The following is a 16,404-nucleotide window of genomic DNA, read 5'->3' as shown; positions in this document are numbered from 1 at the left end:
CCACTAATCACTAACCATTGCCTTACCGCAGTGCCGCATCGATCTCGCTATAGAAGCTGGGTGACTTCAGAATCTCCCGCGGCTTCGATCCATCCGCTGGCCCCACCAGCCCATCCCTCTCCATGAGGTCGATCAGGTGGGCAGCGCGGCCGTAACCGATCCGCAGCCGGCGCTGGAGCAGGGAAGTACTAGCCTTACCGAACTCGAACACCAGCCGGACCGCATCGTCGAACATAGGATCATTCTCGTTCTCATCCGAGTGACTCCCTTCGACGCCGCTGCCGTCCTTTTCGTCCTTAGGTCCCTCAAGGAAGCCCTCAACGTACTCGGCCTCCCCCTGAGCCCGCCAGAACGCAGTCACCGCGGAGATCTCCTTCTCGGTCACGAACGGAGCATGAACCCGCTGTAACCGGCTGGTCCCCGGCGGCAGGTAAAGCATGTCGCCCCGTCCCAGCAGGCTCTCGGCGCCGTTCGAGTCGATGATGGTACGGGAGTCCACCTTGGTCGCCAGCCGGAAGCTCATACGAGTCGGCACGTTGGCCTTGATCAGCCCGGTGATGACGTCCACACTCGGACGCTGCGTCGCCAGGATCAAGTGGATGCCCACCGCCCGGGCCATCTGCGCCAGACGAGTAATCGACTCTTCGACGTTCGAACGGTCCAGCATCATCAGGTCCGCCAACTCGTCGATGATGATGATGATGTACGGCAACGGCTCCTGGTTCACGTCCTCGAACAGGTACTCCGACCCGTTGTCGAAGAGCTTGTTGAACTGATCGATGTTGCGCACATGGTTCGCGGCCAGCAGCTTCAGCCGCCGTTCCATCTCGCGCACGGCATTGCGTAGCGCATTGGCGGCGAGCTTGGCCTCAGTGATGATCGGCGTGAACAGGTGAGGGATGCCTTCATACATCCCCAGCTCCACCCGCTTCGGATCGACAAGAATCATCCGAACCTGCTCCGGCGTGGACTTGAACAGCACGCTCATAATCATCGCGTTGATCGCGACCGACTTACCCGAGCCGGTCGACCCGGCGATGAGCACATGCGGCATGGACGCCAGGTCCGCCGTCACGATCCGCCCATTGATATCTTTGCCCAGGGCGATGGCCAGCTTGCTCTTCGACTGCGCAAAGCTCTCGCACTCGACCACATCGCGCAGCCAGATCGTCTCCCGATCACTGTTCGGCACCTGAATCCCGACAGTCGACTTGCCCGCCATCCGCTCGATCAGGATGCTCTCAGCAGCCATGGCGAGGCAGAGGTCATCCGCAAGCCCCGTCACCCGCGAGTACTTCACACCCGCATCCGGCCTGAACTCGAACGTAGTCACCACCGGCCCTGGGTTGATCTGGGTCACCTGCCCATCCACCCCAAACTCTCCACACTTTTCAACCAGAACGCGCGCCTCTTCCCGCAGCGCATCCTCCCTGACAATCGCCTGCTCCTCTGACCGATACAGCAGCGACGACGAGGGCAGCTTATACCCCCGCACCGACTTGGCCGTAATCGCCACCGCCTTCACATCCGTATCCGCCCGCCGCCCAAACGAGATAGGCCCCGCCTCCGCAGTCACAGCCTCCACAAGCTGCGGCTTGAGCACCGCCCTCTTGGGCTCCTGGACGGGCCGGGCCACCGGCTGGCTGAGGAAGGAGAACGGTTCCTCCTCGACGAACCGTCCCTGCACCGGCGCCAAGTCCAACTCATCCGGCTGCAGCGGCAGCGGAGCCGCCGCAGCGGCCAGAGCCTCGGCATAGGGTGCAGCCGCCGCGGTCGCGGTGCTTAGCGGCGTCACCGGGGGGGCATCCACGTTCATCCGTGGCATGGCCTCCCAGACGGAGGTGGGGGCGGCCTCCGGTTGGGAGGGCGTGATGGAGATGGTGGCGTCCTTGCGGCGGGGCCACCAGCCGAAGAGGGTGGAAAGGAGGGTGTTGCTGGAACGGGTGGCTGCCTTCTCGGCACGCTCGCGCTCCTTGCGGGCCTCGGCGGCCAGCTTCTCCCGCTTGGCTCCGTAGACTTCACCGGTGGCATCGACCAGGTCTACGTCGGGCATCTCACCGCGGCGGCGAGCCTGGCGCTGGTTCCACCGCTCACGGATGGAGGCGGCGAAGGCGAAGTGCATGGTCATCCACTCGCGGGCGGTGCTGAAGGAGAAGGTGGTGGCGAGGTAGAGGGAGAGAAGGACGGCGAGGGCGAGGACGATGCAGGCGCCGGGCAGATTCAAAAGTTGGATGGTGAAGTCTGAGACCATGCGGCCCCCCAAGCCTTCGATGGGGAGGGAGTTGCGCCAGAGGAGGTGGCCGGGGAGGAGGGCGACGGCGGCGGGGGCGAAGACGACCCACATGCCGAGGCCGAGCCAGCGGGCTATAGCGGAGCCGGCGGGGCGGGACTTGAGCCAGCAGACTCCCAGGCGGACCAGCAGGACGGGCAGGAGGAAGGCTGCTATGCCGAGGGTCTGGAGGATGGCGTCCGAGGTCCAGGCGCCGAAGAGGCCGATCCAGTTGTGAGCAGGACGCCCAGTGATGTATCCGCCGACGGAGTTGAAGGATGGATCGGTCGGAGTGTAGCTCGCGAGGGCCAGGAGGAAGAGTCCGGCGGCGACCAGGACGATCATTCCGAGGATCTCGTTGAGGCGACGGCTGCGCGTTGGAGCGGATACGAGACGGAGCGGCTTCATTCTCGTATTACATCAGAGGCGGCGAAGCTTTGACGGTGATGCAGTTAGCGGGAATCCAGATACAAACCATTGCGGTGTGCGGGCATCTACCTCCATGCAACGGAATGTGTACGCTCCTGAGTTTTCGGGACCAACCATGCATCATGAAAAGGATTGACCCATGTCGACTGACGCAGATAAGAACAGTGAATTCGAGAAGATCCTGAAGGAAGTCATCAACGTATTGCAGGACGGCCAGAAGGGCTTTGCCGACCTAGGCGAGCATCTGAAGGACGATACGGTCAAACGTTACTTCCTGGCCGAGTCGCTCAAGCGTGCGAACTTCCGCGCGGAGCTGGAGAACGAACTGCACCGCCACGGGGTGAAGGACGTCCACGAGGAGGGTACTGCCCTCGGCGCGATCCATCGGACCTGGGGCGATCTCAAGGCCAAGATTTCGACTCCTACCGACCACTCGCTGCTGGCGACTGCCGAGCAGGGTGAGGACAAGGCCAAGGCAACGTACAAGGATGCGCTTGATCAGGAGCTTCCGCTGCCGATCCGTCAGCTTTTGACGGAGCAGCAGGCGCATATCCTGACCTCTCACGATTATGTGAAAGCCCATCGGGATGCTCTTGCGTCCAAATAAGTAGAACGCAGCGACGATACGGCGGCAGACTGAGTCTGCCGCCCTTTTTTTGTGCCTGACGGGTACCCCCCCCCCACCCCCGTCGTTTGGTGCAAAGTATTCAATTCATTGAGGTTAGGTGTGGACTAGCCCATATTGGAGCTCAATCATCAGTGTTTACGCGCGTGAATGTCGCAAAGTATTCATTCGCCTTGGGTTAGGGGAGCAAGGCGTAACCAGGATAAGAAGAAAAAGGCAAAGGCGATACGAGAGAAACCTGGACTGGGTCGGCTTACTCCCCGATGTTCTTGCTTGATCGACGGGTCTTATTTCTAGAGGCCGGATGGTACGAGGCCGATGTCAGGGCTCAGGATTGATCTGTTTTTCTTGGTCTGATTTAATTGTACGCGTTTGCGTGGGGTAAATACCCCAACTATTTTTGGCTTGTAAGTCATTTCGAATGAAATGCTTACAGGAAAAATCAAGGGCTTGGGGGCTTGACATGCGAATTTGCTGAGTAAAAACGCAAAACTTTTTTTGGGGCTTGTGCTTTTGCGCGGTTGGGGCTGATTCTCAGGGGTGATGATGAGTGGATTTCAGATTGGGCGAGTGATCCTAGCGGTGGTGTTCGTGGTGGCGGGGGTGCTGCACTTCGTGCTGACGCCGGTGTATGTGCGGATCGTGCCGGGGTATCTGCCGAGTCCGGTTTTGCTGGTACATATCAGTGGGATTTGCGAGGTGCTGGGTGGGATTGGGTTGCTGGTGCCGAGGGTGTCGCGGGTGGCGGCCTGGGGGTTGGTGGCGCTGCTGGTGGCAGTGTTTCCGGCTAACGTGACGATGGTTTTGGATACGGGGCGATTTCCTGGTATTCCGCTCTGGGCGGCGTGGGTGAGACTGCCGCTGCAACTGCCTTTGATCTGGTGGGCTTGGATCTATACACGGGCTTGAAAGGCCCGATCGTATGCTTCTCTGTATCGGGTCGGAGCTTCCTCAGCGGCTAATGCTGAATTTGTGGCGGGTTCGGTCGGCGGGCGTGAAGTCCTGCCCTTTCAATGCGGATTGGTGCGGCTCGGTAATGGCGCGATGAACGGCAACGGCAAGAGCAACGGCATGTATTGAAGAGTTACGAGTTAAAACAACGACAACGACAACGGCAAAAACAGAGGCAAAGGCAAAAGCGAAATACGGGGGTCCTTCGCTTCGCTCAGGATGACGGCGTAAAACAAGCACCTGCAACTGCAGCCACGGCACTGCAACTGCAGAGGAACAGCCCTTTCAAAATATGGCCATCTTAGGCTGGAGTGGGTGCTTCAAAGGAGTCGTTGGCGGCTTGTAGGGCCTGGGTGGCTAGTTGGCGGAAGGTTTCGCGGAGTTCTGCGGGACGGTGGATTTTGATGGGGCGGCCGGTGGAGAGGATCATGGCGGCGAAGATCTCCAGGCGGTCTCGGGTGCAGCGGAGGCGGGTTCCGCCGGCGTCTGCCTCCAGGGCGATGCGCCATAGGGCGAAGTTGCGTTGGGCCTCTTCGAGGGGCATGTCGAGCCAGACGTCGATCTCGTACTCGGCTGGGATGAAGGGCATGTGGTCGGCGAGGTAGCGGCGGGCGTCGAAGTTGAGAGGGCGCTCGAAGGTGGGGGTGCCGGTTTCGAGGTTGGAGACGCGGTCCAGGCGGAAGGTGCGGAGGCCGGCGCGGGAGAGACAATGGCCGATCAGGTACCAGCGGCCGTCCATGTGGATGACGGCGTAGGGTTCGACCTGGCGGGTGGAGGTGGTGGCATTGTGGGACTCGTAGGCGAAGTGGATGCGGTGGCCGGTGCGGATGGCGGTGGCGGCGGTGATGAGGGATTCGAAGGAGGCGGGGGCGGACCAGGGGCTGGGGTCGCCGGCGATGACGTCTTCTACGGTGCGGAGGCTTTCGCGGAGGGTGTGGGGGAGGACCCGGCCTAGTTTGGCGAGGGCTCCCTCTGTGGCTGGGGCGAAGGCGGAGAGACCGATCTGGCGGAGGGCTCGGAGGCCGAGGGAGAGGGCGAAGGCCTCTTCGTTGGTGAGGACGAGGGGCGGGAGGCGATAGCCGGGGCGAAGACGGTAGGCGCCGCCGACGCCGGGCGAGGAGTCGATGGGGATGTGGAGGGATTTGAGGCGGACGACGTAGCGCTGGATGGTGCGGAGATCGACGTCGAGCCGTTCGGCGAGTTCTGTGCCGGTGACGCGGTCGCGGCCCTGGAGGGTCTCGAGGAGAACGAAGATGCGGCTGACGGTGTCATCCATGAGTTCATTTTTGCATCGAGGGGCGCTTATTCCCGACAGGATTTGTCGGGGATGGTTTTTAGGATCGGAGTTGAGGCCAAGAGGCTTCCAGGAGAAGCGAGATGACAAGCGAGATGACGAGTGAAATGTTGGCCGTGAGTTTGGAGACGCCGGAGACGCTGCTGAAGAGCTGGCAGGGGCATCGGCGGCTTACGCGCAAGACGATCGAGGCTTTCCCGGAAGAGAAGCTGTTTGAGTTCTCGCTGGGCGGGATGAGGACGTATGGGCACATGGTGCTGGAGATGATCGGGATGACGGGGCCGGTGGTGGAAGGGGTGTTGTCCGGGATGTGGACGACGTTCAACTCCGGTAAAGTGGCGACGAAGAAAGAGGTGCTGGCGCTTTGGGATGAGCAGACGATGTTGCTTCAGGAGCGGTTTCCGAAGATTCCTGAGGCGCGCTTCTGGGCTATGGATAAAGCGTTCGGACAATGGGAGATGCCGGGTATCGTGATGATCCGGTATGCGATCGATAACGAGATCCACCATCGCGGGGAAGGGTATGTTTATCTGCGGGTGCTGGGGATTGAGCCTCCGGCTTTTTACGATCGCAACTGAGGTGTGGCCCCCTCCATCGCAGGGATGGATGGGGCGATGCGACTGGTCAGTTGCTGTCAGACGTACTTTGCCTGGTCCAGGTCTGACATGAGGGTTGGGCCGATGGGGTTCCAGCCAAGCTTCTGCCGGGTGATGGCGCTGGAGGCGGAAGGTCCAAGGGGGGCGAGACTCAAGGGATGAGTTGGACTTGGTTCGACCGGGTGTACTGCCTTGGCGAGCGGCCCATGACTCGCCGGAACGCCTTGCCGAAGGCACTCTCCGACTCGTAACCGAGAGAGCGAGCGATTGTGGAGAGGCCGTCCGTGGAGTTTTTCAGGCGATCGGCGGCCAGCAGCATCCGCCAACGGGTGAGATATTCCATGGGGGTTGCGCCGACTGTCTGGCGAAAACGCAACGCGAAGACTGAGCGCGACATCCCGACGCGTGCGGCCAGCGCTTCGAGCGTCCACGGATGTCCTGGGTTGTTATGCACGCTGGAGATGGCGAGACTCATGTGCTTGTCTGTGAGTGCGGAGAGCCATCCGCCGCCGGCCTGGGTGGCGCTCGCAAGGTGGAGGCGCAGCGCCTGAATGAGCATCATGTAGGCAAGCTGCTGGGCAATCAGGGAACCGCCGGGTTGAGGATCGCGCAGTTCCTCGCGTAGACGCTCCAGCGACCAGCGCATGGCGTCCCTGTCCGACTCGCGGCGAATGTGCACGATGGGCGGAAGTGACTGGAGAAGCATCTCCGCGTGGCTTCCGGTGAAGCCGAAGAACCCTCCTGCCATGTACCGTGTCCCTTCGCTCATCGCCGGGAGGGCGCTGTGGCTGTTCAGGCGGCTCAAAGCAATCGTGTAATGGACGGGTTTCAATGAGAGGTCGGTGGTGAGTTGGAAGGGTAAGCCGCGTGGCAGGATGAAGCAATCTCCGGCGCGGAGCAGTATTGGCTCAGACATGCCTTCCACAACGATCCAGCACTGGCCGGCCATCATGGCATAACACTTGACGCCCTAATGTTTCGGGAAGGAGATGGCGACATCGCCCGGTACGGCGAATCCACCGCAGGCCAAGCTCTGCGGCTTCATGAGCGCGAGAACCTCCGAGAGCGGGTCCATGGACTGAGCCGATTCCGGGTCTTTCTGCGGATAGGGGGCATCCGGAGCAGGAAGCGCGGCGATCTGCGGTGGGAGGACGATTGGACCGATCATACGGACTTTCAGTATAGATCGTCCGATCGTAAGATGCGTCTATCTCTTGACGGTTGAAGCTGGCCTGCCAGATCGACTGCGAGTTTGGAGATTCAGGAGAAGTTATCATGCGTATTTTCGTGACGGGAGCAACTGGTTTTATTGGGACGGCGCTCATTCCAGAGTTGATTCAGGCAGGACACACGGTACTCGGATTGACGCGCTCTGAGGAGGGCGCTGAGAAGCTACGGGCTGCGGGAGCCGAGGTGCTTAACGGCAACCTGGAAGATCTGGATAGTCTGCGTAAAGGCGCGGCCGATTCTGAAGGGGTGATCCACCTGGCGTTCAGCCATGACTTCTCTCAGTTTGAGAAGAACGCAGCGGATGAGCGTGCGGCGATCACTGCGCTGGGCGAGGTGCTGGCGGGTTCCGACAAGCCCTTCGTTGTGACTTCCGGCACGGCGATTGCGGCGAATGTTGACGGGAAGCCATCGACCGAGACGAGTGCGATCTCTCCCTGGAATCCTCGGTCCGGACTCGAGGCGACAGTCAAGACGTTTACCGAGCGTGGCGTGAAGACGTCGATCGTTCGGCTGGCGCAGATTCACGACACCCGGAAGCAGGGGCTGGTGCCGTATTTTCTTGCGGTGACACGCGCAAAGGGAGTGTCGGGGTATGTCGGTGACGGCAGCAATCGATTCCCTGCGGCGCATGTCTCCGACACGGCGAGACTCTATCGGTTGGCGTTTGAGAAGGCTGAGGCGGGTGCGATCTACCACGCTGTCGACGAGGAGGGCGTGACGACGAAAGCGATTGCGGAGGCGCACGGCCGTGGACTTGGGATTCCGGTTGTCAGCATCCCGCCAACAGAGGTTGAGGCGCACTTTGGATGGCTGGCTATGTTTGCCAACGCAGACATGCCTTCTTCCAGCGAACTCACGCAGAAGAAGCTGAATTGGAAGCCGACCGGTCCGGGCTTAATTGCCGACCTGGACGCGATGGACTATACGCAGGAGTAATCGCGGTCTGTGCGCCGGAGGCTGCTTGCGGTCTCCGGTGCGCCGTCTGCGCTGAGCGCTCTAGTTCTGGGGCTCGCGGATGGGGATCTGGCGGTTGATGGTGAATTGGACCTTGAGGGAGGCGCGGGCGGTGCCGAGACAGACTAAAAGGGTTTTGCCGGGGCCTTTGAAGCCGTAGTCGATGTGGGCTACGCCGGAGGGGTCGATGCCGGTGACGATGGGTGGGTCGGGATCAATGTCGTGGACGTCGGTCATGTTGACGAGGGAGGCGGTGACGGCGGTGACTCGCTCGTGGAAGGTGCTGTCCAGGGCGATGGGGACCTGAAGATCTACGTTGCTGTTGGCCTGGCCGCAGCCGGCTGTGAGACCGGCGATGACGTTGTCGCGGGTGACGATCTGCTCTTCGAGGATGGGGTTGTCGCGGTAGACGCGGCGGAAGAAGTCGTAGGCGGCGGAGTTGCGGTCAAGCGGCTTGATCATGTGGATGTGATCGGCGTGGATCTCCTGGGGCGGGGTGGTGACGTCACAGCCGTAGGTGGCGCTGAAGTAGCTGACGACGCGGGTGTGGGGCTTGAGGTAGCGGGCGATGCCGTCCTCTGGGGTGGTGTCCTCGGACTCGTAGGCGCAGAAGCGATGGATGGAATTGACGGTCGGGGTGCCGCGCCAACTGCTTTCGAGGTTGGTGAGGAAGGTGTTGCTGGTGGCGTCGCTGAGATCGTTGAGGATGGGGTCTTTGTCGTAGATGGAGGCGAAGCGGGCGACGGTGGAGCCTTCGTGCGGGGTGCCGTAGGAGACGACGAATTTGACGCGGGCGGCTTCGGCGGGATGACGGAGGAGCATCTCTTCGACGAGGATGCCGCCGAGGCTGTGGGCGAGGAAGACGACCTCGCGATGATCCCAGACGTGATCCTGCTTGAGGCGGTTCCAGAGGATGTCGGCTAACTGGATGCTGGAGGACTTGCCGTTGGAGGCGGGGGATGGGTACTCGACGACGTCAACGTCTGAGAGGGCGAAGTGGGGGTCTGATTTTACGAGGTCTGGCCAGTAGGCTCCGTTGGCGGCTCGCCAGGAGGAGCGGTCACCGTGGAGGCCGTGGACGAAGACGATGACGCGGGCACGTGGGGCCTGGGGGAAGGATGGGGAGGCATGGAGGAAGAGCAGGAGGAGGGGGAGAAAAAGCTGGAGGCAGGTGGTGCAGTGAGGGTGTCTCTTCATCTTGAACCTGAATTGAGAATACAGGGAGACGGGTGTGGCAGAGGGTGTGGGTGGGGGCGGTCCCATCCTCATCGCGATGAGGATGCGATGAGGATGGGGCACACAGTTTCTTTTTTGGGGTGGGTTAGTAGCCGCGGGTGTGGAGGAAGAAGACGACCGCGCTCATTACGAGGCAGTAGATGCCGAAGAGGTACCAGCGGCCGGCTTCGAGCCAACTCGAGAGCCACTTCAGGCCGGCGAGACCTGCGACGAAGGCGAGGATCATGCCGAGGACGCTGCTGCCGATGGCTCCGTGGAGATCAAGCGGGGTGCCTGCGGCGGCGGCTTCGTGGGAGAACTTGACGAGGCGCATCCCTTCACGGGCGAGGACGGCGGGGGTGAGGACGACGGCGAGTGCGAAGCTGAAGGTTTCGGCTGATTCGCGGGCTACGCCGGCGAGCATTCCGGCGGAGATAGTGGAGCCGGAGCGGGAGAAGCCGCGGAAGGGAAGCGAGAGGCCCTGGGTTGCGCCGATGATGCCGGCCTGGCCGAGGGACATGTCCTCATCCGATGCGCCGGTGGTGCGGCCGGTCATGCTGCGGCGCTCTGCGAGGCCGGCGAAGAGGATGAGGAGGCCGACGAAGAAGAGAGCGATGGCGATGAGATCGAGGCGGCCAAAGAGCTGTTCGATCTCGGCCTTGGGCGCGCCGTGGAACATGACCTTCTCAATGACCTTCTGGATGGGGTAGCCGATGACGCCGGTGAGGATGGTGGCGACGGCGATGCGGACGACGACGCTGGTGAAGGCGGCGGAGGAACGGAAGTAGGTGTGGACCCAGCGACGCCAGAAGTAGACGATGACGGCGAACATGGTGCCGGTGTGGAGCATGACCAGCAGGAGGGTCATCTGGGGGGAGGTGGGATCGAGGCCCATGAGCTTTTCTGCTACGACGACGTGCGCGGAGCTGGAGACGGGCAGAAGTTCGGCGAGTCCCTGCACGATGGCAAGGATGATGACCTGGAGGATCGGCATAGGGTGATTTTAGCTTGCGGGGGTGGTGAGCGTAAGAGCAACTGCAGGTTCCTCCGCTGCGCTGCGGAATGACAAACAAAAAGGCCAGGGGGAGTGTGTTTGATAATGGAGGGATGGTTTATACGATTGCGGCGTTTTATCGTTTTGTTGCGGTGGCCGATCCTGCGGGGTTGCGGGAGGAGATGGCGGGGCTGTTTACCGAAGAGGAGCTTTGGGGGACGATGCTGATCGCGGGTGAGGGCGTGAACGGCACGATGGCGGGGGAGGCGGGGACGATCTCGCGGCTGATAGAAACGCTGGGGGCGAAGGTCGGGTTGGAGGCTGGGGATGTGAAGTTTTCTTATGCCGATGAGAGGCCTTTTGGGCGGCTGAAGATCAAGGTGAAGGACGAGATCATTGCGTTTCGCAAGGCGGTCGTCGATCCGTCACAGGCTGGGACGTATGTGGAGGCTCGGGATTGGAATGCGCTGATTGCGGACCCGGAGGTCTTGGTGCTTGATACGCGGAACAAGTATGAGTATGAGGCGGGGACGTTTGCTGCGGCGGTCGATCCGGGGATTGAGAATTTCTCAGAGTTTGCGACGTTTGTGAAGGAGCGGCTGGACCCGGAGCGGCATAAAAGGGTGGCTATGTTTTGTACGGGTGGGATTCGGTGTGAGAAGGCTTCGGCTTTCATGTTGCAGGAGGGGTTCGGTGAGGTGTATCACCTGAAGGGTGGGATTCTGAAGTACCTGGAAGAGGTTCCGGAGGCGGAGAGCCGGTGGAGTGGGGATTGCTTTGTGTTCGACCGGCGGCGGGGGGTGGGGCATGAGGACTTTGAGGGGTGAGGCTATTTCCCTGAGGTCTTCGCAGCCATTCTTTCTGCCAGCTTCGATCCCGGTGCCGGCGTCACATCCAGGCCATCGGCCAACATTCTTGTCAGTCTGAGAAGCTGGTCGTAATCGGGGCGAGACCAGTTTCGGAACATCTTCAATGCCAGGCGTTCGCGTGCGGCGTCGACGGCATTGGTTGCGGCCTTACCCTCTCGTGTGACGGTCGCTTCGCGGGTGCGGCGGTCGGTTGAACCGGCGCGACGAGTGACCAGGCCAAGCTCTTCCAGGCGCGCGACCTGGCGGCTGACGGTGGTGTAGTCGCGTCCGACGCGTTCCCCGAGGTCAACGACGCCGATGGGGCCGTACTTTCCGATGAGCACGAGGAGCGGGTAGAGGGCGCGTTCGAGGGTGAGGCCTGCGCTCTCCAGCATGGCCGCGTCGCGCTCCGGGCTATTGAAGATGCCGACGATATCCAGCACTGAGCCGAGCAGCTCCGGCAACGACTTGCGGATATGTTTATTGAACGATTCTTTCCCTGGCATGCGTGCGTCTCGCCTGATCTATGCAATATACACATATTTTTTCAGGGGCCGGGCGGTGCGAGATTTTATGTGTATAGTACACCTATCGTACTTGGGAGGATTTATGGCGAATACGCAGAGAGTGATCGCGCGGGCTTACTCGGCCTTCAACGAACGTGACATCGACAGCGCACTGGCGCTGATGAGTGAGACTGTGAGCTGGCCCAAGGCGAGCGAGGGCGGGCGTGTGGTCGGGAAGGAAGAGATTCGTGAGTACTGGACGCGGCAGTGGCAGGAGTTCGATCCGCATGTGGAGCCAGTTGAGGTGATCGACCGCGAGGATGGCAAGACTGAGGTCAGGGTTCATCAGCTTGTGAAGAGTCTGGGCGGGGAAGTACTCGCGGACGGCGAGGTCTGGCACGTTCATATGATTGTGGATGGATTGATTGAGCGGATGGACCTCAAGGAGAACGAGGCGGGTGCGGGCGCGGCTCCGTCTGCGGCGTTCGCCAAGCACTAGACAGAGGCGGCACGGCTACCCGGCACCGTGAATGGATCAGGGCTGGGCCGCTGCTGCCGCTGCTTTTTTATCCTGCACGCGCTGCTGATGGCGGTGATAGAGGGCGACGAGATCCGGGGAGAACTCAAGTAGCTGGGCTCCGAAGGCTCCTTCCGCGGTGACCTGGAGGGCGTTGTCGAAGGCGAGGCCGATACCACGTTCGTTGGAGGGGTAGTAGAGGTTTGAGATGCCTCCGGAGATGATGTTGCCGGCGATGTTGGAGATGCTGAACTGACTGTGGCCGTTATCACCGTGGCAGATGACGGTGGAGAGTGCGGAGTGCAGGATGCGGCTCTTTATGGAGCCGGTGCCTTTGCGGAAGTAGCGCGGGTCCTGATGGAGAAGGATGGGGAGGACGGCGTTTCCCCAGAACGCACCGTCTACGGTATCGGCGTACTGCGCTCCGAAGCGCTTGAAGTAGCCTGCGGGGCCCCAGCCGTAGCCGTTATGGGAGCCGGAGATCTCGTCATAACCTCCGAGGACAGCAGCGAGGCTGATGGTGAAGGGATCGATGGAGGAGTGGAAGACGAGGGAGAACTTCTGCGCGGGCGAGATGGGCGGAGCGTAGCCGCCGAGGACGACGTTGAAGTCCGGAACGACGCCGGCGATGCGCTGCTTTTCTTCGGCTGCGACCTGATCGGCCGATTGCTTGCGAATGCGCTCGCGGCGTTGGGCATCAGTCTCGGCGGAGGGCTGGGGCTTAGCAGCATCCTGTGATTGGCTGGTCCAGACTGAAGAGCTGGAGGGTGCGTCAGGGAGGGTGAGTCTGGAAAGCAGAGGAGACTGTCCGCGTGCGGCCGTCGCGCTGAGCGAAGCCAGAAGGAGTGCGGCAACTCCAGGGGAGAGAATGAGATGGGGGCCCTTCACACCTCGATGGTACGCGGGAAATGGGGCGGACGGGGGAGTGTTCCGCCATCAGCGGCATAAGGTAACTCGAGACGAACGTCTGGAGGTCTCAATGTGGCGCGGGGGCTACTCGCGGTCGGAGCCGTAGATGCTCAGGCCCTGGGCGATGCGGAAGGCTATGGATTGGGCGCGGCGGGTGTAGTCGCTGTTGGGGAAACGGGTGCGCATCTCGTCGGCGAGGGTCTGGGTTTGTTTGGCGGCGGCTTCTGCGTGCTTGCGGTCTTCGTCCACCTTGTACATGGTGACGGCTACGCCCTGGCGGTAGACGGCGTTGTACTCGGCCTCGGGCGCGCGCGGGGATTCGGGGTACTGGTCTGCGTATTTAAGGTAGAGCTTGGTCTCCATCTCGGGGCATTTGGGGAGGCCCTGCCAGTCGCCGCAGAGCTTGTTGTCGAGGAGGTCGTAGGCGGCTTCCGCGGCAAACTTTGTGCCGGGATAGGTCTTCATGATGTGCTTCATCTCGCCTTCGTAGAGCTGGGGGCGGAGGTAGGCCTCCTGCTCCTTGGCGGAGGGGAGGGTGGAGATGTCGAGCTTTTCAAGCTGCCAGCGGATGTCAGCGGAGCGGAAGGCGGCTTCGGCGGCCAGGGGGGAGTTGGGGAAGTACTCGAAGACGCGGCGGTAGAGGAGGTGGGCTCCGGGGGCGGCGTTCTTGGGGGCGTGGGGTTGGGAGGCGGCTTCTTCGAGGTTGGTTGCGGCGCCGAAGAGGATGGCGTCGCCGTTGGGGGTGGCGGCGTTGACGACGCCCTTGTCCTTGATCCAGCCGCTGGCGGGGGTGACGGTGTCGTCTTCGGCGAACTCGGGGGTGCGGTCGGGGTCGGCTTCGTCGGGGGTGTCGGTGTTGGCGTAGACCTTGACCCAGGGGCCGGAGTGGTCGATGATGACGAGCTCGTGGCCGGGGGTGACCTCGGCTACCTTCTGGGTGGAGTCGTCCGCGGCTACGTAGACTACGGCGTCGTGGAGGACTGTGGCTCGGGCGGAGCGGTCGTAGCCGGAGAGATTGTCCTTGTTGTCCCGGGGTTTCTTCTGGGCCAGGAGGGCGGCGGGGATGAGGAGGAGAGCCAGGGCTAGACTGCGCATGTGGTGTTGGACGCTCGATTGAGATGGTGGGTGTACGGAGCCTGGAGTGTTGGGTGGTACGAGATTCTCTGGTAAGGTCGGCTTTGCCGATGCCCACCCTAATCGCGGTAAGACTGCGATGAGGATGGGGCACACGACTTAATTCTGCTACTTCAGAGATTCAAGTAGTTTCGGGTCTATGTTGCCTCCGCTCAGGATGACGGCGGTTTTGGCGGCGGCGGGGAGCTGGTGCGCGTGGAAGAGGGCGGCGGCTAGGGTGACGGCTCCGCTGGGTTCGGGGACCAAGTCAGTGTCTTTGAGGAGGCGGCGCATGGCGGCGTAGATCTCGTCCTCGGTGACGGTGACGATGCCGTCGACGAATTTGAGGATGTGATGGAAGTTGAGTTGGCCGAGGGATTGGGTGCGGAGGCCGTCGCCGATGGTGCGGGTGGTGAGGGCGGCGGGCCACTCGACGAGGGTTTTGGTGTCGAAGGATTCCTTGGCGTCGGCGGCGAGTTCGGGCTCGCAGCCCCAGACCTGGACGGTGGGCTTGGCAAGGCCGGCTGCCGCAGCCTGCTTGACGCAGGTGGCGGTGCCGCTGAGGAGACCGCCGCCGGAGACGGGGGAGAGGATGAGGTCGACGTCCGGGAGTTCCTGGAGGATCTCAAGGGCGCAGGTAGCCTGGCCGGCGATGATGTGGGGGTGATCGTAGGGCGGGATGATGGTGTAGCCGTGGGCGGCGGAGAGTTCTTCTGCCTTGAGCTTGCGGGCGGAGCTGGCGGGGCCGACGAAGACGACTTCTGCGCCGAGGGCTCGGGTGGCGTCTATTTTGACCTGAGGGGCGTTGTCGGGCATGACGATAACAGCTTTGGAGTTGAGGGCTCGGGCGGCGAAGGCGACGCCCTGGGCGTGGTTGCCGGAGGAGTAGGTGATGACGCCGAGGCGAAGCTGCTCCGGGGTGAGCTGGGCGATGGTGTTGTAGGCGCCGCGAAGCTTGAAGGAGCCGATGGGCTGTGCGGACTCGGCCTTGATCCAGATGCTGGTGCCGGGGAGTTGGGTGAGGGGCGTGCGGATGGCTGCGCCAGAGATGCGGGCGGCTGCGGACTGGATCTCGGAGAGGGTGACGTAGGTTGGCTGGGACATATCTGGGAATAGTTTAGTGCGTGGCGGAGTTGGTGGATGACAAGAGAGGGGGATGTGGACTAACTTGTTGCTCGCTGAGAGGACTGCGATCTGGTTCTCTCTGAAAGGATTCTGTGATGAAGAGGACTTTGCGGTATGTGTTTGGCGTTGTGGGTGCGGCTTCGCTGGCGTGCGTCATGAGTGTGAGGGCGCAGGCGCAGAAGGATTATGTGGGGAAGTATGACGTTTATGCGGGGTTTGCGGATATCAATGCTCCCGCGCTGGGACTGAATCAGCCGGGGTTTCATACACAGATTGGGATCAACCCGAGGCGGTGGTATTCGGTGGGGTTCGACTTCAGCATTGCGAGCGGGTCAGAGGTGCTGACGACGAGTGAGTTGCCGGCTGCACTGCAGGCGCAAGTGAATGGGGCGCAACAGCAGTACATTGCGTTTGGGCTGCTGCCGCCGAACTACCAGCTGCGTGTGAACACGGATGCCCGAACGGAGACGTATGCGCTGGGGCCGCAGTTGATCTACCGGAAGTACTCGAAGGTTGCGCTTTTTCTGCGACCTTCGCTGGGCGCGCTGCATGAGAGCGCGACTCCGCACCCGAGCGATCCGTTTCAGCAGGTGGTGGTGGCGGAGCTTGCACCGCGTGGGACGAAGACGGATTGGACTGGGTTCTATGGGGTTGGTGGAGGCGGGGACTTCCGGATGACGCAGCATTTTGGGCTGCGGATGCAGTTGGATGCGGTGTACAACCATCCGTTCAACGACATTCTGGCGAATGGGCGGTGGACCTATCGGGCTTCGATCGGGCCCAGCTTCCATTTTGGGAAGAACGTTACCGGGAGAGGCAAGTAAGGTGC

At 61.7% G+C, this 16,404-nt stretch carries 18 protein-coding genes; 7 read left to right on the top strand and 11 right to left on the bottom strand.

All coding sequences use genetic code 11. The features are described 5' to 3' along the window. Window positions 1-22: 22 nt before the first annotated feature. Complete coding sequence (locus ACIX9_RS15025) at window positions 23-2,677, bottom strand: DNA translocase FtsK (RefSeq protein ID WP_013581347.1); 2,655 nt, start codon at window positions 2,675-2,677, stop codon at window positions 23-25. A gap of 160 nt (window positions 2,678-2,837) precedes the next feature. On the opposite strand from ACIX9_RS15025, the gene ACIX9_RS15020 reads away from it, so the two are divergent. Next, entirely contained in the window at window positions 2,838-3,305 is a 468-nt protein-coding gene (locus ACIX9_RS15020) for a PA2169 family four-helix-bundle protein (protein WP_013581346.1), read from the top strand. 561 nt (window positions 3,306-3,866) lie between these two features. Continuing rightward, a complete protein-coding gene (locus ACIX9_RS15015) occupies window positions 3,867-4,232 on the top strand; it encodes a DoxX family protein (RefSeq protein ID WP_041597138.1) in 366 nt (121 codons plus the stop codon). A 42-nt stretch (window positions 4,233-4,274) separates the two neighbouring features. On the opposite strand, the gene ACIX9_RS25900 is transcribed toward ACIX9_RS15015, so the two are convergent. After that, window positions 4,275-4,535 carry a hypothetical protein gene (locus ACIX9_RS25900; protein ID WP_157477597.1) on the bottom strand — a complete coding sequence of 87 codons (261 nt, stop codon included), beginning with the start codon at window positions 4,533-4,535 and terminating at the stop codon, window positions 4,275-4,277. A 40-nt stretch (window positions 4,536-4,575) separates the two neighbouring features. Next, window positions 4,576-5,550 carry a helix-turn-helix transcriptional regulator gene (locus ACIX9_RS15010; RefSeq protein WP_013581344.1) on the bottom strand — a complete coding sequence of 325 codons (975 nt, stop codon included), beginning with the start codon at window positions 5,548-5,550 and terminating at the stop codon, window positions 4,576-4,578. Window positions 5,551-5,651: 101 nt separating this feature from the next. Between ACIX9_RS15010 and ACIX9_RS15005 the strand changes: the two genes are divergently transcribed. Beyond that, entirely contained in the window at window positions 5,652-6,146 is a 495-nt protein-coding gene (locus ACIX9_RS15005; RefSeq protein WP_013581343.1) for a DinB family protein, read from the top strand. 169 nt (window positions 6,147-6,315) lie between these two features. Here the strand turns inward: ACIX9_RS15005 and ACIX9_RS27750 are convergent, their stop codons facing one another. Beyond that, window positions 6,316-7,080 (bottom strand): AraC family transcriptional regulator, encoded by a 765-nt coding sequence (locus ACIX9_RS27750; RefSeq protein WP_232298728.1) that lies wholly within the window; start codon window positions 7,078-7,080, stop codon window positions 6,316-6,318. A 54-nt stretch (window positions 7,081-7,134) separates the two neighbouring features. Next, entirely contained in the window at window positions 7,135-7,332 is a 198-nt protein-coding gene (locus ACIX9_RS26995) for a hypothetical protein (protein ID WP_232298727.1), read from the bottom strand. A gap of 107 nt (window positions 7,333-7,439) precedes the next feature. Between ACIX9_RS26995 and ACIX9_RS14995 the strand changes: the two genes are divergently transcribed. Beyond that, complete coding sequence (locus ACIX9_RS14995) at window positions 7,440-8,330, top strand: SDR family oxidoreductase (protein WP_013581342.1); 891 nt, start codon at window positions 7,440-7,442, stop codon at window positions 8,328-8,330. A 60-nt stretch (window positions 8,331-8,390) separates the two neighbouring features. On the opposite strand, the gene ACIX9_RS14990 is transcribed toward ACIX9_RS14995, so the two are convergent. After that, window positions 8,391-9,545, bottom strand: coding sequence for an esterase/lipase family protein (locus ACIX9_RS14990; protein ID WP_013581341.1), 1,155 nt, complete (start codon window positions 9,543-9,545; stop codon window positions 8,391-8,393). A gap of 124 nt (window positions 9,546-9,669) precedes the next feature. After that, window positions 9,670-10,557, bottom strand: a complete 888-nt coding sequence (locus ACIX9_RS14985; protein ID WP_013581340.1) for an undecaprenyl-diphosphate phosphatase — start codon at window positions 10,555-10,557, stop codon at window positions 9,670-9,672. Window positions 10,558-10,670: 113 nt separating this feature from the next. Here ACIX9_RS14985 and trhO point away from each other — a divergent pair, with 113 nt between their 5' ends. Continuing rightward, complete coding sequence (trhO, locus tag ACIX9_RS14980; protein ID WP_041597835.1) at window positions 10,671-11,384, top strand: oxygen-dependent tRNA uridine(34) hydroxylase TrhO; 714 nt, start codon at window positions 10,671-10,673, stop codon at window positions 11,382-11,384. Window positions 11,385-11,386: 2 nt separating this feature from the next. Here the strand turns inward: trhO and ACIX9_RS14975 are convergent, their stop codons facing one another. Beyond that, window positions 11,387-11,911 carry a MarR family winged helix-turn-helix transcriptional regulator gene (locus ACIX9_RS14975; RefSeq protein ID WP_013581338.1) on the bottom strand — a complete coding sequence of 175 codons (525 nt, stop codon included), beginning with the start codon at window positions 11,909-11,911 and terminating at the stop codon, window positions 11,387-11,389. A gap of 103 nt (window positions 11,912-12,014) precedes the next feature. On the opposite strand from ACIX9_RS14975, the gene ACIX9_RS14970 reads away from it, so the two are divergent. Further along, window positions 12,015-12,410, top strand: coding sequence for a nuclear transport factor 2 family protein (locus ACIX9_RS14970; protein WP_013581337.1), 396 nt, complete (start codon window positions 12,015-12,017; stop codon window positions 12,408-12,410). Between the two features lie 36 nt (window positions 12,411-12,446). Here ACIX9_RS14970 and ACIX9_RS23935 read toward each other — a convergent pair whose 3' ends face one another. The 3 genes from ACIX9_RS23935 to ACIX9_RS14955 all read right to left on the bottom strand — a co-directional run bounded on the left by ACIX9_RS23935 (window position 12,447) and on the right by ACIX9_RS14955 (window position 15,554). Next, window positions 12,447-13,316: a hypothetical protein gene (locus ACIX9_RS23935; protein WP_013581336.1), complete on the bottom strand. Its 870-nt coding sequence runs from the start codon at window positions 13,314-13,316 to the stop codon at window positions 12,447-12,449. A gap of 105 nt (window positions 13,317-13,421) precedes the next feature. Continuing rightward, window positions 13,422-14,432 carry a hypothetical protein gene (locus tag ACIX9_RS14960; protein ID WP_013581335.1) on the bottom strand — a complete coding sequence of 337 codons (1,011 nt, stop codon included), beginning with the start codon at window positions 14,430-14,432 and terminating at the stop codon, window positions 13,422-13,424. A gap of 147 nt (window positions 14,433-14,579) precedes the next feature. Then, complete coding sequence (locus ACIX9_RS14955; protein WP_013581334.1) at window positions 14,580-15,554, bottom strand: threonine ammonia-lyase; 975 nt, start codon at window positions 15,552-15,554, stop codon at window positions 14,580-14,582. 116 nt (window positions 15,555-15,670) lie between these two features. On the opposite strand from ACIX9_RS14955, the gene ACIX9_RS14950 reads away from it, so the two are divergent. Further along, window positions 15,671-16,399: a hypothetical protein gene (locus ACIX9_RS14950; protein WP_013581333.1), complete on the top strand. Its 729-nt coding sequence runs from the start codon at window positions 15,671-15,673 to the stop codon at window positions 16,397-16,399. The last annotated feature ends 5 nt before the right edge of the window (window positions 16,400-16,404 follow it).

This window comes from Granulicella tundricola MP5ACTX9 (genome assembly GCF_000178975.2).
GTDB lineage: Bacteria > Acidobacteriota > Terriglobia > Terriglobales > Acidobacteriaceae > Edaphobacter > Edaphobacter tundricola.
Note: the sequence above shows the minus strand (reverse complement) of the source record. Positions and strands in the feature narration are given on the sequence as shown.

Excerpts from the sequence above, each read along its gene's own strand:
- ACIX9_RS14960 (WP_013581335.1), bottom strand. The coding sequence starts at position 14,432 with ATGCGCAGTCTAGCCCTGGCTCTCCTCCTCATCCCCGCCGCCCTCCTG.
- ACIX9_RS14950 (WP_013581333.1), top strand. The coding sequence starts at position 15,671 with ATGAAGAGGACTTTGCGGTATGTGTTTGGCGTTGTGGGTGCGGCTTCG.
- ACIX9_RS26995 (WP_232298727.1), bottom strand. The coding sequence starts at position 7,332 with ATGATCGGTCCAATCGTCCTCCCACCGCAGATCGCCGCGCTTCCTGCT.
- ACIX9_RS14970 (WP_013581337.1), top strand. The coding sequence starts at position 12,015 with ATGGCGAATACGCAGAGAGTGATCGCGCGGGCTTACTCGGCCTTCAAC.
- ACIX9_RS15025 (WP_013581347.1), bottom strand. The coding sequence starts at position 2,677 with ATGAAGCCGCTCCGTCTCGTATCCGCTCCAACGCGCAGCCGTCGCCTC.
- ACIX9_RS15020 (WP_013581346.1), top strand. The coding sequence starts at position 2,838 with ATGTCGACTGACGCAGATAAGAACAGTGAATTCGAGAAGATCCTGAAG.
- ACIX9_RS14985 (WP_013581340.1), bottom strand. The coding sequence starts at position 10,557 with ATGCCGATCCTCCAGGTCATCATCCTTGCCATCGTGCAGGGACTCGCC.
- ACIX9_RS15010 (WP_013581344.1), bottom strand. The coding sequence starts at position 5,550 with ATGGATGACACCGTCAGCCGCATCTTCGTTCTCCTCGAGACCCTCCAG.
- ACIX9_RS15015 (WP_041597138.1), top strand. The coding sequence starts at position 3,867 with ATGATGAGTGGATTTCAGATTGGGCGAGTGATCCTAGCGGTGGTGTTC.
- ACIX9_RS14990 (WP_013581341.1), bottom strand. The coding sequence starts at position 9,545 with ATGAAGAGACACCCTCACTGCACCACCTGCCTCCAGCTTTTTCTCCCC.
- trhO (WP_041597835.1), top strand. The coding sequence starts at position 10,671 with ATGGTTTATACGATTGCGGCGTTTTATCGTTTTGTTGCGGTGGCCGAT.
- ACIX9_RS14995 (WP_013581342.1), top strand. The coding sequence starts at position 7,440 with ATGCGTATTTTCGTGACGGGAGCAACTGGTTTTATTGGGACGGCGCTC.
- ACIX9_RS27750 (WP_232298728.1), bottom strand. The coding sequence starts at position 7,080 with ATGTCTGAGCCAATACTGCTCCGCGCCGGAGATTGCTTCATCCTGCCA.
- ACIX9_RS15005 (WP_013581343.1), top strand. The coding sequence starts at position 5,652 with ATGACAAGCGAGATGACGAGTGAAATGTTGGCCGTGAGTTTGGAGACG.
- ACIX9_RS14975 (WP_013581338.1), bottom strand. The coding sequence starts at position 11,911 with ATGCCAGGGAAAGAATCGTTCAATAAACATATCCGCAAGTCGTTGCCG.
- ACIX9_RS14955 (WP_013581334.1), bottom strand. The coding sequence starts at position 15,554 with ATGTCCCAGCCAACCTACGTCACCCTCTCCGAGATCCAGTCCGCAGCC.